16 protein-coding genes are annotated in these 15944 nt (G+C 59.0%); 11 read left to right on the top strand and 5 right to left on the bottom strand.

Going from position 1 to position 15944, the window contains the following annotated elements; translation table 11 throughout:
- Positions 1-3 precede the first annotated feature (3 nt).
- Positions 4-1254 carry a ribonuclease D gene (locus M7Q83_RS02315; protein ID WP_298334955.1) on the top strand — a complete coding sequence of 417 codons (1251 nt, stop codon included), beginning with the start codon at positions 4-6 and terminating at the stop codon, positions 1252-1254.
- Positions 1255-1427: 173 nt separating this feature from the next.
- On the opposite strand, the gene M7Q83_RS02310 is transcribed toward M7Q83_RS02315, so the two are convergent.
- Positions 1428-1760, bottom strand: a complete 333-nt coding sequence (locus M7Q83_RS02310; protein ID WP_298334953.1) for a hypothetical protein — start codon at positions 1758-1760, stop codon at positions 1428-1430.
- A gap of 75 nt (positions 1761-1835) precedes the next feature.
- Positions 1836-2060 (bottom strand): hypothetical protein, encoded by a 225-nt coding sequence (locus tag M7Q83_RS02305; protein WP_298334952.1) that lies wholly within the window; start codon positions 2058-2060, stop codon positions 1836-1838.
- Between the two features lie 262 nt (positions 2061-2322).
- Here M7Q83_RS02305 and M7Q83_RS02300 point away from each other — a divergent pair, with 262 nt between their 5' ends.
- The 10 genes from M7Q83_RS02300 to M7Q83_RS02255 all read left to right on the top strand — a co-directional run bounded on the left by M7Q83_RS02300 (position 2323) and on the right by M7Q83_RS02255 (position 12017).
- Positions 2323-2520, top strand: coding sequence for a hypothetical protein (locus tag M7Q83_RS02300; protein ID WP_298334950.1), 198 nt, complete (start codon positions 2323-2325; stop codon positions 2518-2520).
- 15 nt (positions 2521-2535) lie between these two features.
- The gene (locus M7Q83_RS02295; protein ID WP_298334948.1) at positions 2536-3318 is read left to right on the top strand and encodes an alpha/beta hydrolase; all 783 of its coding nucleotides are present in this window, start codon (positions 2536-2538) and stop codon (positions 3316-3318) included.
- 21 nt (positions 3319-3339) lie between these two features.
- A complete protein-coding gene (locus M7Q83_RS02290; protein ID WP_298334946.1) occupies positions 3340-4929 on the top strand; it encodes a Mur ligase family protein in 1590 nt (529 codons plus the stop codon).
- Positions 4930-5166: 237 nt separating this feature from the next.
- Positions 5167-6276 (top strand): hypothetical protein, encoded by a 1110-nt coding sequence (locus tag M7Q83_RS02285; protein ID WP_298334944.1) that lies wholly within the window; start codon positions 5167-5169, stop codon positions 6274-6276.
- Between the two features lie 10 nt (positions 6277-6286).
- Entirely contained in the window at positions 6287-6979 is a 693-nt protein-coding gene (locus M7Q83_RS02280) for a PH domain-containing protein (RefSeq protein WP_298334942.1), read from the top strand.
- Positions 6979-7782, top strand: a complete 804-nt coding sequence (locus M7Q83_RS02275) for a class I SAM-dependent methyltransferase (protein WP_298334940.1) — start codon at positions 6979-6981, stop codon at positions 7780-7782. Before M7Q83_RS02280 ends, M7Q83_RS02275 begins: the two co-directional genes overlap by 1 nt.
- A 10-nt stretch (positions 7783-7792) precedes the next feature.
- Complete coding sequence (locus tag M7Q83_RS02270) at positions 7793-8635, top strand: alpha/beta hydrolase (RefSeq protein ID WP_298334938.1); 843 nt, start codon at positions 7793-7795, stop codon at positions 8633-8635.
- Positions 8636-8638: 3 nt separating this feature from the next.
- Entirely contained in the window at positions 8639-9769 is a 1131-nt protein-coding gene (locus M7Q83_RS02265) for a CaiB/BaiF CoA-transferase family protein (RefSeq protein ID WP_298334935.1), read from the top strand.
- Between the two features lie 6 nt (positions 9770-9775).
- Positions 9776-10990, top strand: a complete 1215-nt coding sequence (locus tag M7Q83_RS02260) for a TraM recognition domain-containing protein (protein ID WP_298334934.1) — start codon at positions 9776-9778, stop codon at positions 10988-10990.
- A 58-nt stretch (positions 10991-11048) separates the two neighbouring features.
- Positions 11049-12017 carry a potassium channel protein gene (locus M7Q83_RS02255; RefSeq protein ID WP_298334932.1) on the top strand — a complete coding sequence of 323 codons (969 nt, stop codon included), beginning with the start codon at positions 11049-11051 and terminating at the stop codon, positions 12015-12017.
- On the opposite strand, the gene M7Q83_RS02250 is transcribed toward M7Q83_RS02255, so the two are convergent.
- The 3 genes from M7Q83_RS02250 to M7Q83_RS02240 all read right to left on the bottom strand — a co-directional run bounded on the left by M7Q83_RS02250 (position 12014) and on the right by M7Q83_RS02240 (position 15741).
- Positions 12014-12793, bottom strand: a complete 780-nt coding sequence (locus tag M7Q83_RS02250) for a methyltransferase domain-containing protein (RefSeq protein WP_298334930.1) — start codon at positions 12791-12793, stop codon at positions 12014-12016. The two genes, M7Q83_RS02255 and M7Q83_RS02250, sit on opposite strands and share 4 nt — an antisense overlap.
- Positions 12794-12841: 48 nt before the next feature.
- Positions 12842-14467, bottom strand: coding sequence for a N,N-dimethylformamidase beta subunit family domain-containing protein (locus M7Q83_RS02245; RefSeq protein ID WP_298334928.1), 1626 nt, complete (start codon positions 14465-14467; stop codon positions 12842-12844).
- Between the two features lie 503 nt (positions 14468-14970).
- A complete protein-coding gene (locus M7Q83_RS02240; RefSeq protein ID WP_298334925.1) occupies positions 14971-15741 on the bottom strand; it encodes a DedA family protein in 771 nt (256 codons plus the stop codon).
- Positions 15742-15944 lie beyond the last annotated feature (203 nt).

Genomic DNA, 15944 nt, shown 5'->3' with positions numbered 1-15944 from the left:
AGTTTGGAGTATTTCCGTCGCGAGAAAGATACCAATAGCGTTCAGGTCAACGATGGCCCTCCTGACCTCATGGCGGGACAAGTGCATCGACAGGGGATTCGGTTGCGTTGGGTGGCAACCGAAGCCGACCTGGTGGAGGTCGTCAAAGAGGCCCAAACGGTGGGCTCGGTGGCGGTTGACACGGAGTTCCATCGAGAGCGAAGCTATTATCCAAAGTTAGCGCTGGTGCAGGCGCGGGTTGGCGACCTTATCTTTCTCATCGATCCGCTTGTCGTCGATCTGGCCCCGCTGGGGGAAATCTTTGGCGACGAGGAGATCAAGTTCGTCTTTCACGCGAGCGAACAGGACCTTGAGATCCTTGAGCGCGCAGTTGGCACCCGTCCGGTCCAACTTTTCGATACACAAGTAGCGGCGGGTTTTCTGGGCATGAGTCACGCCTCCCTCGGTGCGTTGCTCAACCAGTATCTCCACGTCACGATTGCGAAGGGGGCTCGGCTCTCGGATTGGATGGCACGTCCCCTCACTCCCGAGCAGATTGATTATGCGGCGACAGATGTCCTCTATCTGGAGGAGCTCGAACGCAAGATTGTCGCTGAGCTCGAAGCCACAAACCGTCGGAGCTGGGCGATGGAAGAGATGCAGGCGGTCGTGCGTCGCCGTCGGTTCGAGGCTCCGGTGGAACTAGCTTGGACGCGCATTCGCGAATGCCGCAGTCTCGATGATGAGCAGAATCGACGAATCGCCGCGCGAGTCGCCGCATGGCGAGAGGAGCAGGCTCGGGTGCGCGATGTTCCCGCACGTTCCATTTTGTCGGACCTTGCCATCTCCTCCATCGCCAGAGCCGCTCCTGCGTCGCGTTCGGAGTTAACTCGGCTGCGTGGGGTAGACCCACGACGGCTTGACGCTGAGGCGGTCGGTCAACTGCTTGAGTTGGTGGCGAGCGATGAACCGATTGGTACCGTCACCGCGGAGCTCGCGATCTCGGCGACCATGCGACCAGAGTTGGCCCCGATTGTGCTGTTGACCGCTGCGGTCGTGCAGGCCAAAGCCATGGAGCTTGGAATCGATCCTTCATTGATCGCCGCTCGAGACGATATTGTCGATTTTGTGATCCGCCGGCGTGGCGGACTCTCGCGTGGTTGGCGTTACGAAGTATGCGGCTGTGAGGTCGGGGCGTTGTTGACTGGTGAGCGTACCATCCAAGTGGTCGAGGATCATCGTCTCCAGGTCCATCCATCTCCAGGTTTGCGATAGCAGCAATGGGCAGAGCGCCCACGCAATGGATGATTCGCCCACGCAGTGGATCATTGAGGTGCGCCATCAGCTGCATGTTCCCGATCAAAGGGTGTTCTCACACCTTGATTGGCTCCACAAGTAGGCGGGAGTTCTCTTGGCAAACCCAGGACCATTCACTAAAAGATCGTTGCCTATCTCCTTGGCGTTGTGGCCCGATGAATACCGACGAGGACCGCTGAGCGATTGGCAAGCTGTTGCAGAGGACGATCCTTGGCCGCTGCGCTCGGTGGCGCCGCGCCGCTGATCGAGGCACAACTCGGCGCGTTCTCAGTCCCCGCAACCGGTGGGTCGTAGCAGCGGCAATCCGATCGTGCTCTGGCGCTATCACGAGCCAGGCACAGTGACATGGTGATCACCGATACCCAGAGCCACCGCCGCGTTGGTGGGCCTGATGGCGCGAAGTCGTCATCTCCATGAGGCTTGTGGGTCGTTCCTTGACGACCCAACGAGCGATCGACCGTCATGCTGCTCACCCTCATGATTCGTACCGTCACGGCGTGCAGCATCGGTTTGTCACCAATTCAAGCGACGTTGCCCGCTCAGCTCTCTGGTGGGCGTAGATCGATGGTAAGGGTGAGGATACCGTCCTCAAGCTTGGCAACTGCGTCCCCAATGACGGCATAATCGAAGTAGTCCACGGAGGCTTGCTCAACGAACTTCGCTCGTTCACTACCCTCTACGGGAGGTATCGGGCGAGATTTGACAGCCGCGGCACGTCGTTGGAATCGCTCGATCATCTCGTCTGGATTGAAGGCATCTGTCATGATCACTCCCTTGTCGTTTGCGCTTGTGCCTTGGGGACAAGATTGGCGTCGCCTTGGTGCGTCGGTGGCGCTCGCACGCCCTCACCGCACCGACTAAGGCCGACCCTCGACCACCCTTAGCCAAGCCGTTGTCGTTGGAATCTATCCTACCCTCAAGGTGTTTTGACCTGGTAGCTGGAGATCTGCGAGAGCAAAATCGCTAAACTGGCTGTTGGACGTGCGAGGAATGAATAGGTCTCGTCAGAGTGAGTGGGAGTAGCGCGTGAAGAAGGGTCGTCATCGTCGATACGAAGAGGCGCGAAAGGCAAAGCGAGGTATTCCAATGCCACTCATTCGCTGTGAGGAGTGTGGAGGGGATTCGGTCCATGGGCATGCCGATTGGTGTATGGCCTATCTCGATGACGAAGAGCTCCAGGCTGCTCCATCCTCCTATGGGCGTGACGAAGATTCGGAGGATTGAGTCGTAGCCGCTGCATTGTTTACGATCTCGTTCACACAACCCTCTTCGGCCATCTCCTCCATGGTGGGACGTTCGCGCGATGCGGGTAGCCTCGGGGTAGTGTTTCTTCATGGTTGGCGCCGTGACCTGCATGATTGGTCCAAGGTGATCGAATTGCTGGGTGAGGATCTCTCGATTCTTGCGCTCGATCTCCCCGGCTTTGGGGATTCACCGGAGCCACTGACCGCCCTGAACTCGGTGGGCTATGCGCAGGCGGTCGCAGAGGTCATCCGTGAGTGGCGCCACGAGGCAGGGGTTGGTCGTGTGGTGGTGGTCGGCCATTCGTTTGGTGGTCGGGTCGCTATTGAACTGGCCAGCGTGGTGGCCCCAGAGCTCACCGATGCGCTTGTACTCATTGGTGTACCCATTATCCGACCGCCGAATCAGGCAAGGTCACCATTGGGCTACCGACTCATTCGATCGCTTGCGGGGTTGGGGGTGGTCTCCGAGGAGCGCCTGGAACGAGCGCGGCAACGCTACGGCTCGGACGATTACCGCCAGGCTCGTGGTGTGATGCGTCAGATCTTTGTCGCGGTGGTGAAGGAGGAGTATCTCGATCATCTCCTCTTGGTTCAGCGGCCGATCTGGATGCTCTGGGGTGCGCTTGATCAAGCGTGTCCAGTTGCATTGGCACGCCAGGTGGCAAGCGCCAGTTCCTGGGCAACGCTCAAGGTGCTCGATGGGGTTCATCATCTGGTCCCACTTGAGGATCCTCAGTCGATTGCGGAGCTGATTACGACTAGAGTAATCGGGTCCTAGTCCGGGAGGTTGACCAAAGCAATGGGTCACGAGCTTGCTGTTGTAGCGGCCGTCATAATCGGTGTGATCGCTCAGCTTCCGGCACTGAAGTGGGTTCGTGTCGCCCAACGGGAGCATTATCTTCCCGGGCGTATCGGTGGGTTTTTCGCACTTTGGTTCAGAGCTTCCTTCATCAACCAGGCGTTGCTCGTTGTCGGTTTGATACTCCTGGTCGGAAGTTTTGTTCGCTCCTTTGGGACCGACGCGCATCTCGGCCTCGCTGCGCTGTTGGTGCTCTGTCTGTTAGCCGCACCAGTCGGTCTTGGGTTTCGGGGCCGAACCTCGAAACTCGCACTGACCTCGCGGATGAGGCGCCTGCTGGTGACGGTAGGAGTTATCGATGCCCTGGTGACGCTCATCGGCTGGCTCATTGGGGCCCCTCTCGGGTTTGCCTTGTTAAGTGGCTACCTGGCACCCTTGATGGTCGAGCTTGGACTCATCGCAACCCAACCGCTCGAGGACCGTCTACTCGGGCGCTATGTGGATGATGCGACGGAGCGACTCCTGCGCATCCGTCCAAAGGTGGTTGGCATCACTGGCTCCTTTGGTAAGACGACGACGAAGAACTATCTGGCGACCCTGCTCGAGGGATCTGTGCGTGCCATCGCCTCACCAGCGTCCTTCAACAACCGGGGAGGTCTTGCCCGTTCTATCAATGAACGACTGGTGCCAGGTACTGAGGTCTTCATCGCTGAGATGGGTACTTTTGGGCCGGGAGAGATTGCCGCACTTTGTTCTTGGATCCCACCCCAGATCGCGGTACTGACCGCGCTTGGCCCTGTCCATCTCGAACGCTTTGGGTCCGAGGCATCAATTTTGCGGGCGAAACTTGAGATCACAGAGCAGGCATCGGTCGTGATCATCAATGTGGACTACCCCCGCCTTGCTCTCGCTGCGAAGGCACTTGCCGGCAGCGCGACTGAGCGAAAGATCATTAAGGTCTCGGCGGTCCAGCTTGACGTAGACGTGACGGTCAAGCCCAATGAAGAGGGGGAGTTGGTCATCTATCTTGGGGGCCAGAAGCTTGACAAGATTGATGCTGGCGACATCGCTCCTACGAACTTAGCCTGTGCGATCGCCGCTGCGCTTGAGTGCGGTGTCACCGGCGAGGCCATCTGTGCTCGCCTCGCCTTCATCGCCTCACCAGCGAACCGACTGGTGACGGCAGTGGTCCCCGAGAGTGGTGTGGAGGTCATCGATGACACCTACAACTCGAATCCTGCGGGAGCTCGTCGCGCGCTCGCGGCTCTTGACCGACGCGGTGGCGAAACGTCGACCAAGTTTGTCGTTACTCCTGGCATGGTGGAGCTTGGTACGCGTCAATACCCGGAGAACTACGCGCTTGGAAAGGCGGTAGGTCGCGTCGCTGACGAGTTGATCGTGGTTGCCAAGACGAACCGAGCTGCACTGATTGAAGGGGCCGCCGAGGCGCAGGCGGATGCCCAAGGCTGCCGTCTCAGAAAAGTGCTCACCGTCAAGGATCGAACGGCTGCGATTGCGCAGGTCAAGCGCACGGCGAAGCCGGGTGACGTTGTTCTCTACGAGAACGATCTGCCTGATCATTACCCGTAGGTGCGCGCCGCTCCCGATACGCTCCGACTTCTGGGCGACTGGCATCCGATAGAGTTGAGACGTAGCCCAGATCGGGTAGCGTGTTGCGGGTAGCAGCCTGGATCAGCCTGCGACACCGCCGGTGACGCTGTGAGTTGGGCCCTCTGTTTGGGCCCTCTGTTTGGGCTCTCTGTTTGGGCCCTATAGTTGAACTGTGGAAAGGAACTCCAGTATGGCCGTTGAAGTGGTGGAGCGTATATGAGTGCGATGATTGCGGTCCTCTTTGGAGGACCTTCGCCCGAGCATGACATCTCGATCCTGACGGGGTTGCAGGCGGCGCATGCGTTGCTTGGAACCGAGAGCGCGGTGACGGGCATCTACTGGTCCAAGACGGGTGAGTTCTATCGTGTTGCACCAACCCTAGAGGCGCCGGCCTTCGCTCAAGGGGTCCCATCAGGAGCTGAACCGTTGATGCTCATCACGGGCAGTCGCGCTGGATTTGGTAGCCTTTCGTCGGGTTTGCGACCAAAGCTAGAGATGATCTCCATCGATGTGGTTGTCAATTGTTGTCATGGTGGCCCTGGAGAGGATGGATCGATTCAGGCAGCTATGGATCTTGCGGGTCTTCGGTATACCGGTCCTTCGACGGCCACCGCCGCTATCGGGATGGACAAACTGAGCTTTGGCGCCCTGGCTGTCGGAGCAGGACTTCCGGCGCTGCCGCGTGTTGCTGCTGATGGGGAGATCCCCTTCGAGGGGCCGTACATCGTGAAGCCACGTTTTGGTGGTTCATCCATCGGCATTGAGGTCATTCGTGATCGGGGGACACTCCGGGATCGGGTTCGTGACAGCGTGCATCTACGCACAGGAGCGGTGGTGGAGCCGTTTCGGGAGGATCTCTATGATCTCCAGATCGCTATTAGAAGCTATCCTGAGCTCCAACTTTCGGCCATTGAACGGCCAACCCGTTCCGGCGGTATGGCAGCGATCCTGACCTACTCAGATAAGTATCGGCCGGGCACCGGGATGGCGGCGGCGCCGAGAGAGTTGCCGGCGCTCTTAAAACCCGAAACTGAGGAGCAGATTCGTGAGGTGGCCACGAGGACTGCGGCCCTCATCGGGTCTCGTGGAGTGGCGCGGATTGATTTTCTCGCGAGTGAGAACGGCGATCTTTTTCTCAACGAAGTGAACACGATTCCCGGCTCTCTGTCCCACTATCTGTTCATCGAACCGAAGGAGACGCTGGCAGAACAGCTGGCCAAGGATATCCGCGAAGCTCGGGAGCGACCCACCTACACTCCAGTGACGCAAGGGGCGGATGGGAGTGTTTTGCAGTCGGCGGCGACGATCGCACAAAAACTAGCCTAGAGTGACCTTTATGACCGCCCACGAGCCAATGACGCCAAGTCTCGGACAGCTGTCGGGTCGCACACAACGCATCGTCGGCGCGATGGTTGATCCGGATGAGCGGGTGGTTGCCATCGTCCACCCACACTGGTGGTTGGTGCTCGGACCTGCGGCGACCTTTGTGGCGGCGAGCATCGTCGCGGTTGTCTTGACTACCTTTAACTATGCTCTGCTCAGCCTCTTCGGTCTGCTCATCCTGGGGGCCGCCGTGGTGAACATGCTCTTCCGCGGCTTGCAGTGGTACTTTGAGATGTTGGTGATCACCGATCGGCGTGTTCGGTTTTCGCGAGGGGTACTGCTGCGTAAGACCAGTGAGATTCCGTTGCGCCACGTGAATGATATCACCACCCAACAGGGAATTATCGGCAGAATTCTTCATTTTGGACGCCTGCACATCGACTCAGGTGACGCCTTTGGTGATGAACTCATCACCTTTGTCCCGAATCCTATACGATTGCGTCAGCTCCTTGCCAGCCTGGAGGATGCCCAGCAGGCAGGGTCTGGCGGTGCTTCCTCGGCCGTCAACACCAACACGGATTCGCTCAGTCGGCTTGAGCGGTTAACGATCCTACGGGCAGGAGGATTCTTGAGCGATACGGAGTTTGAGCGGGCGAAGTCGTCCTTGTTGCGTGAGCTCGATGGGGAACAGGGAACGCGCTACTGATGCCTGATGACGCAGTTCGGAGCGCGCTAGCGCAGCGGTGGTCTCGACAGCTCCAGGATTGGGCGATACCCGAGGAGCTACTCGCTAAGGCCCCGGAGTCGCCATGGACCTTTGACCCCAATGGGTTTCGCCCACTCAGGGACGTGCCACTGAACCAGACCCAGTTGGCCCTTGTCGAGCTGCTCGCTCGGTCTGCGCACCGCAGTGTTCTCGATGTTGGGGCGGGTGCTGGTGCGGCAGTTCTTCCGATTGGCTCCGCTATTCGTTCTCTACTGGCTCTCGATCAGAATGCGGAGATGCTTGAGGTGCTCGCCCTTGAGAGTGAAGCATCGCCTGAGCTGTTAGTCGAGACGCGAGTCGGTGACTTCTTCGACCTTGAACCGGAGCTTGGACGTTTTGACGTGGTCACCTCGCAGAACGTTATCTATAACATCTCGGATCTCTTCGGTTTTCTCGAGGGACTCCTTGCCCATGCTGAGGTAGGAGTCGTGCTTGAAATGACCCTGCATCATCCACACTATGGCCTCAATTTGCTTTGGGAGGAGTTCCATCAGCTCCAGCGTCCGACGGATCCCAGCGCAACTGATGTTATCGAGGCATTGACGGTGCTCGGTGTCTCCCCAAAGGTGGTGATCGGACCTGGATTGCGACGCTCCATGGACCCTGCCCAACAGATCATCTCCACGAGGAAAAGGCTCTGCCTGGCGCCGACGGAGGATCGGGCCATACAGGCAGCCATCCAAGCGGGTCGCATGCTTGTCAATCCAACGGTGACCCTCATCTGTGAGTGTGCCAGTGCGTGAGGTGGGCCAGGTGCAGCTGCACTACGAACGTACGGGTCCACCGGATCGCCCAGTAGTTGTGTTGATTCATGGTCTTGGCGGTCAGTTAACGGACTGGCCAGGGCCTGCCATCGCGCGCTTTGTTGGGGCTGGTTATCAGGTCTTGACCTATGACCAGCGTGATAGTGGGCTTTCGACCCGATTGACGAGCGTAGGTATTCCCGATCTGTTGTCGATCTATATGGGACGCCGTGACCTCGCTCCCTATACGTTGGCGGATATGGCAGACGATCTGCTCGAGTTACTTGATCGTCTCGGCATCGATCAAGTCCACCTCGTTGGCGTTTCGATGGGAGCGATGGTGGCGCAGCAGTTCCTCATCGAGGAGCCCAAACGTGTTCTGTCGTTGATTAGCATGCTCGGTTCCACTGGACGCACCGGTGTTGGCCAGCCGAGCGAGATGGCCCTCGCAGCGCTCATGAACCCGAACCGCGAGGAACCCTTAGAGTTGGTTGTCGGTCGGCCTCGTTCAACGCAAGAACGACAAGCGATCCTCGATCGCATCGATCGAGGTGCCGCTCGGTTGGCGGCGGCCGGCATTGATGACCCGGTGGCAAGTGTGCGTCAGTTGAGCGCCGTGCTCGCTTCGCCTGACCGTTCTACTGCACTGTCGACGCTTGCGGCCTTGCCTTCGCTGGTTGTACACGGGGTGATCGATCCGCTCGTCAACGTATCTGGGGGCATCGATACCTTTCGGGTGTTGGCGGGCTCGCGACTCCTTCTCTTTGCCGATCTCGGGCATGACCTACCCGCTTGGTGCTGGGATAGGCTGGCGGCAGAGATGCTAAAAACAATCGCCGAAGCGGGGGGGTAGGTTGTGGGGCCACTACAGGGTATTCGGGTCGTTGAGATGGCGGGGATTGGTCCTGCCCCATTTGCTGGCATGATCCTTGCTGACCTTGGAGCGACGGTGATCCGAATCGATCCGCCCAAGCGACCGGGAATCGGTGCCGATCTGATGGGTCGGGGAAAGCGCGCCATCGCCATCGATGCCAAGAAACCCGGCGCTGCTGAGTTGATAGGACGGATTGTGGAGCGTTCGTCGATCCTGATTGAGGGGTTCCGCCCGGGCGTTATGGAACGGTTAGGACTTGGACCCTCGGAACTGATGGTCGTCAATCCACGGTTGATCTACGGGCGGATGACTGGATGGGGTCAGGATGGACCAAAAGCAGCGCGTTCGGGACACGATATCAACTATATTTCGATGTCCGGCGTATTGGGCTCCATCGGGGACGAGGTCCACGGACCATCTATTCCACTGAATCTGGTCGGAGATTTTGGCGGCGGTGGCATGTTGCTTGTGGCTGGCGTGCTCGCCGCGCTCATCGAATCCCACCGGACCGGAAAGGGCCAGGTGGTAGATGCGGCGATGGTCGATGGTTCACTGTTGCTCATGACGATGATCTACTCGATGTTTCAGGAGGGAGGTTGGTCGTCTGGGCCAGGAAGCAATCTCCTTGATGGCGGCGCCCCTTTCTACTGCACCTATGGCACCAAGGATGGTCGCTGGGTGGCAGTGGGGGCACTCGAGCCCCAGTTCTTTAAGGAGCTTGTTGAGGTGCTCGACCTTGGGGAGCGCTTCACTACTGCGAATCAGTATGATCAGGGTCGTTGGCCGGAGATGCGTAGGGCCTTCACGGAGCGGTTCCTCCGTCGCACACGAGCGGAGTGGGAGTCGGTGTTTGCAACGTCGGATGCCTGCGTGACGCCGGTGTTGACCATGGTTGAGGCACTCGATCACCCACTTCATCAGGAGCGAGGGAGTTTTGTCAAGGTGGGAGAACTGCGTCAACCGGGGCCAGCTCCTCGTTTTGGAAACTACGACGAAGAGGAGCGACGGCTCCGGCGTGAGCTTGTCTACGACTCGACAGGCATCCTGGCCGAGATCGGTGTAGCCCGGGACGAGATCGACGCGCTGTTAAACCAAGAGCTCGTTATCGAGTAGGTTTTGGTGTTCTACCTGGGGAGAGAGGCCAGTGGTGCCCCGTTCTTTACCTCTGATCGGTCACATCTGCTGGTGTTAGGTCCGCCAAGGTCTGGGAAGACCTCCTCGTTGGTCATTCCCAATGCACGCCTTTTTCCTGGGGCTGTCGTCGTCACTTCGACGAAGAATGATATCCTGGACGCTATTTTGGCCCGCCGTCTCGAGGTCGGCAAGGTTTGGGTTTTTGACCCGAGCGGAGAGGTGCCACTCATGGAGGGGGTCCGTCGCGCGAGCTGGTCCCCTGTCATGGCAGCAACCAGTTTCGAAGAGGCGGTCCTGGTGGCTGAGGGTTTTGTCGCCGTAGCGCTCGGCGTTGGGGGCTCATCGGATCGACACTGGATTGATCGAGCGAAGGCCCTTCTCGCTCCGCTTTTGCTGGCTGGCAATCTTCTCGGAGTGTCAGCGACGGTGATTGCCCAATGGGTCGACGGGCGTGAATTTGGAGAGGCGACCGATACTCTCCAATTCGCCGGAGAGGTACGCGCCCTTGGCGTACTTCAGGGGATCTTAGGGACCGAGGCGAGGGAGCGATCGGCGATCATCTCCTCGACCTCGGGTGCCCTTGGGGCCTACCGTTTCCGAGACCAGGATCAGGGAGAGGAGTTTGCACCCTCACGTTTTGTCGTGAGTCGTGATCTGCTCCTCATTGTCTCGCCGTCCCTCGTGCAGACGGTCGTTGCTCCGGTGGTAGTCGCGCTGATCGACGAGATTCGTCGTGCCGCCTATCGCGCTACCGTCATGGGGATACAGCCGATGGTGGCCTTGCTGCTCGATGAGATGGCCAACATAGCTCCGCTCCCTTCGCTTGGCTCGCTACTCTCCGAAGGGGTCAGTCAAGGTGTCCACCTACTCGGTGCCCTGCAAGATCTTTCACAGGCGAGACTTCGATGGCCACAACTCATGCGAGGCCTTTTGACACTCTTTGGCACGACGATGGTCCTCGGTGGGATCGGGGACATCGAGACCCTGCGTATGTTGGAGGAGCTCTTCGGGGATGTGAACCGAGAGGAGGTGGGGTGGCAGCGCGGAGGTTTCTTGCGGCTCACAACGAGCACCCATCGACGGGCGCGACCGCTGATGAGTCGCGGCGACCTTCGCAACCTTGGCCCCTTCGAAGGGGCAGTGCTGGATCTGCGGGGTCGTTCTGGAACCGTGCAGCTGACTCCTGATTTTCGCCAGTAAATGCTTCTCATGGTGGTCTTGGTGGAGTTGGGTGTTGCGCTGGTAGGCTGTGGCTGCCATGCCCACGTTGTTTGCTGTCCTGTTGACGAAGGTCAAACGTAGCCAGATTGTGACGCTGTTGGTCGCTTCGATCACCTGTTTGGTGATCGGCGCCATCGCCTTTGCCCTTACCCAGCATGTCAGTGTTGGCATCGGTCTTTACTGGGCGGTCACCACAGCGACAACCGTCGGCTATGGGGATGTGACACCACACAACACCGTCGGCCGAGTGATCGCCATTCTTGTGATGGTGACGACAATTCCACTCTTTGGCGCCGCCTTTGCCTTTCTGGCGGCATCGCTCACCGCCACTCGGCTCGCTAAGCTCTTGCACATGCGAGAAGGACCCCCCAAAGGAAGTTTTGTTGCGATCTATGGCATGCACGATGCCGTGCGCAAGATTGCGAGTGAGGTCGCCGCCACGGGAGAGCGGGTGGTGGTGGTCGCGGAGAGCAATCTGGAGAGTCTCCCGGCAACGATCGAGACGATCAAGGGGGATCCGACCCTTGAGACCGTCCTCCGGCGCTCGGAGCCAGAGCGGGCCTCGCGGCTTCTCATCGCTGTCGAGGATGAGAAGGACGCACTGCTGATCGCTGTGATGCTCCGACATCTTGCACCGGCTGTCCCGCTCATCGCCGTCGCCAACTCCTCGAGGATTGCGACGGCACTCACGGATTTGGGGGTGGAGACGACGGTCTCGATCGAGGATCTGTTGGGGCATACACTTGCCAAGAGTATCGAGACTCCCCACGCTGGTGATCTACTGCTGGAGATGGTGCGCTCCCCCGAGATGATGTTTCGCGAATATCCCGCCGAACCGGGGGTGATCGGCCGTACGCTCAGTCAGGCCCGTTCGATCGAGCAGGGGCTGTTGCTCGGCGTCGTCAAACAGGGTCAGATCCACATGGGTGTCTCGACGGATCCGGTGATCGAATCTGGGGACACGATTCTCGTACTTCGCCCTCGCCCCCAGGAGTCCAAGCGCTAAATTTCCGCCAGAATCGCTACTGATGTGATCACAAAGATCGCTCCAGGTTGGTTTGCCCAGCTCTGCCACCCTTGGGCAATGAAGTCGAGTTCCTCAGCGTTGGCGAGTCCAAGCCGCAGTGCCTCGCTCGCAAAAGTGGAGTGTCGCACCCGGCCAGCCCATAACCCTCCCCACCAATGGCACAGCTCGGGTGTGGCATAGGTCCAGGTGATGGTGTTGACGCTGTGGCGTGCGAGCCCGCAGGCAAGCGCGAGCGACGGGAGTTCGCGGCCAATGTTGGGATTGACATGATTGGCCGAAGCGATGCCCTGGTACACCTGCATCCAGCGCTCGAGTCCCTCCGAGGTGGGCCACCACAGCATCCGGTCGTAGTCGGCGTCGGCGAAGGCGAGGTAGCGCCGGGCCACCCTGGCCATCTCGCTCACGGCTCGTCGTGGATCACGAAGATGTTGAAGTACCTGGTGAGCATGGACGACGTCAAAGCTCTTGTTCTGAAAGGGTAGTGCGTAGGCGTCACCAACGATGCCAAAGCCGTACGGACTGGCCCCAACGGCTTCCTTGACGATCGGCGTGGTTTGGTCGAGGGCGATGACACGACCTCTGGAGAGGAGTTGTGCAAAGTCGCGCGTGATGGTTCCTGGTCCACAGCCAACATCGAGTAGGGTGTCGTCCTCTTGCAGGACGGGTACGAGGTAGCCAGCGGAGTTTTCGGCACCCCGCCAACGATGTGACGCAAGGACCGATGGGTCATGACCGTGAATATAGATAGCTGCCATCGATGCCTCCTAGAACTCTGCATGGAAAGTACTTCGCCGGGATGCTGATTAATAAAACTGTGACCAGTTGGCGGTGGAGGGGTTCGTGAAGCCAGTCGGGCCAGTTCCAAAGAGTCGGAGAATATTGCCGGTCATCACGCGAACAAGGTGGCTCGGGCAGGCGGTGGTTCCCGGTTGACAAGCTTGCATGGCAGCGATCCAATTGTTGGTACCGCTCTCGAAGATGCCGGCTTTGCTGGTGGGGTTGGTGACGTAAGTCGTGTCAGCGTAAGTTTTGTGGTTATCAAAGCCGATGACAACTGGCGAGTGACTGAGGATCTCGACGTTGGGAGGGTTCGGGCGGCTGGGATCGTAGCCGTCAAAGTCATACTTCAAGAGACCTGGTATCTTCGAGCCGTTGGTGAGGCCGGTACCCGCAAAGAGCCAAGTGCGCGCGTCGGTGACCACGAGCGGAAAGCTGAGGTTGTTGTTGTAGCCGATATAGGTATCGCCCACCAAGGACGAGGCGGGTAAGTTGGCGGGGGGCTGACCCCACCAGTTCTGTGTGACGCGAGCATTGTCGACCCCATAGAGTGGATCGGCCTGCGGGTCGCGGTAATTCACGACCTCCAGGTTTGGTCCAAGGGGTGAGGACTGGAGGCGGACCTTGCGCAGGATCGGGCTCGCACCGAAGAAGACCAGATTGACGCCGTGGGTGCTGGCAGCAACTGCATTTGAACGCATCCTCGTCGACCACTCCTCGTCATGTCCGAGAGAGAGTAGCGCCTGGTGGTTGGTAAGGAGGTTGCCATGGACCGTGAGGGTAATGTTGGTCCAGTAGGTCACATTGAGACCATGCTTTTCCATGTAGCGTACCAGCGGGTATTCGTTGGTTAAGAAGTTTGCTGCTCCATTGCCGTAGCCATAGGGACGGTCGAAGGAGAGGACGCGCGACCGATTGGGAGGTGGATAACCTGGCTCAGGCGTGGCACCCTGATAGAGGTCATAGCCACCGAAGGGGTTAAAGGCCTGCCAGGTAAAGACAGCGTTCATGACGACATAGGTCGCCGTTGAGTGGGGATCCCAGACCGTGAGGGGAATATAGCTTTGCTGTCCACCTGCGCCCACCAGCTTCAAGAGATAGTCACCTTGGACAAACGCCTTTGTGATGGGAAAGGAGGTCGAGCGCTGCCAGTTGCATTGCACCATATAGAGGGGGGCAGAGGCTGGACAGCTTGGTTGTACCACGCCAGTGAGCTGCTTGGATGTCCAGACCAACCGAGCGCCGAGTCCTTGGTAATAGCCCATTCGGAAGGCTTCGATACGGTACGTGGGAGCGACGGTCGAGACGTAGACATTGACCGTTTGGCCCAGGCGCGCTTGTGGACGGTTGGTGTAGCCCATGATGGCATCTGGAGTTTGTGATCCGGTTATCTTCCAAGCGGTGGTCCCAGGCAGTTTGTTCTGTTGGATAACCCACCGGGCTTCGACACCATCAGGACCATTGAAGGTAGCCGCGAGTCGTTTTGTCCCAGACGCCTTGGTTGGGGCGACCTTGGTGGGGTGGGTAGTCGTTGAGGAGGAGGTCGCAAAAGCGATCGAAGTTCCGGCGCCGATGACGAGGATCACGATGACGACGATGAGGAGCCGGCGCCCTCGTTGTTTCGCGGTTATTCGTTGATGTTGTCCTGCCAACCTCTCTCCTTTGTCCAATGGTCGAGCCGGCGCCGACGGTCGTTGCCACCGACGCGGAGCCAAAAGATGTAGACATCCTTTTGCACAGCAGATACCCAAAGCGACAGCGCCAGGTGGCCGGGAGTATCATGCCGTCTGGGTATGCTCCGATACCTGGTTGTGGCCATCGATATCACGACACCCTACCCTATGGGGGGAGGATTCGCTGACGGTCATTGTGTGAGTTTCATCGCTGGAATTCAGCGACTGGCCGCAGATTTGCGCTCCCCAACTGGTCTACGGGAGTGGATATTGTGCATTGTCGACCGGGGTCTGCGGCGGTTGGGTCGTCGGCGTCCGTTGTGGTGCAACGATTGTGGAAAGAGGTAGGACGCAATCACGAACAACTTGCTTCGCAGCTACCGGCCATTGCGCCCCACGGGGCGGCGGCTTTGGCGCATGGACACCCCAGGGAGGGCCGAGTCTTCGCCACGACGACCTACTCGGCAGCGGGCGCGGATGAGCTATGGGGTAGGTGTATCGGGGTCTTGGACAACGGCTTTGGCGCGAGCAAGTTTTGAGAGCGCCGAGAGATAGCCGGTAGGGTCGCTGTAGTCAGCTCGAGTGGAGGAGGCAGTCGGTGTGAGTGCCACCTCATCGGAGGAGCGGACTGGCTCTGGTGACGACGGTACCCGCTGGTCACCCGCTCGACGGCGCGACCCTGACGCTTTGCGATGGGCCATGAAGAGGAATGCGACGACGATCACAACGAGGAGGACCACCGCATAGCCCGCGTCGGAGACGGTGTGGACCATATGCTGCCAGGCTGATCCAACGGAGTAGCCGAGCAAGGTAAGCCCACCATCCCACACGAGCGATCCGAGCAACGTGAGGACTCCAAAAGCGAGGGGCGGGACCTCGGCGAGTCCAGCGGCAAGGGCCACGAAGTTGCGAACCACCGGTAGGAGACGGCTGGCAAAGACACCCCAACGAGGGTGACGCTCGTACCATGCTTGCAGGCGATCGAGCTGTTCGTGGTCGACACGAATGTATTTGCCGTAGCGGAGTACGAGCGCGCGACCACCGGTCATGCCAAAGGCCCAAGCAATGTAGGCGCCGATCAGTTCACCGAGGGCACCAACGACGACGACCTCAACGATATTGAAGTGACCGGTGTAGGCGAGAAAACCAGCAAAACCGAAGGTGAGCTCTGACGAGGTGGGAACGCAGGCCGACTGGGCAATTGAAAGAAGGAAGATTGCCAGGTAGCCCCATGTTGAGATGAGGTGCTCCATAGTTACCTAGACACTAGCACCTCCACAAGTTGATCGCTGTCGGTCCGTTGTCCAATCTTTGCCGCGTTGGCACGGCTTAATCGTCATCGTAGGTGTTGGTGGAGAACTCCCACCCACGCCGCTCATACATCGCGAGGAGCTAAGACACCGGTACTACCAACGATATGGGACAGACGATACGCGTCAGATGGTGAGGTGGTGCG

Origin of the sequence: Ferrimicrobium sp., from assembly GCF_027364955.1 — a bacterium.
Lineage (GTDB): Bacteria > Actinomycetota > Acidimicrobiia > Acidimicrobiales > Acidimicrobiaceae > Ferrimicrobium.
This window is presented reverse-complemented; position numbering and strand designations above follow the sequence as displayed.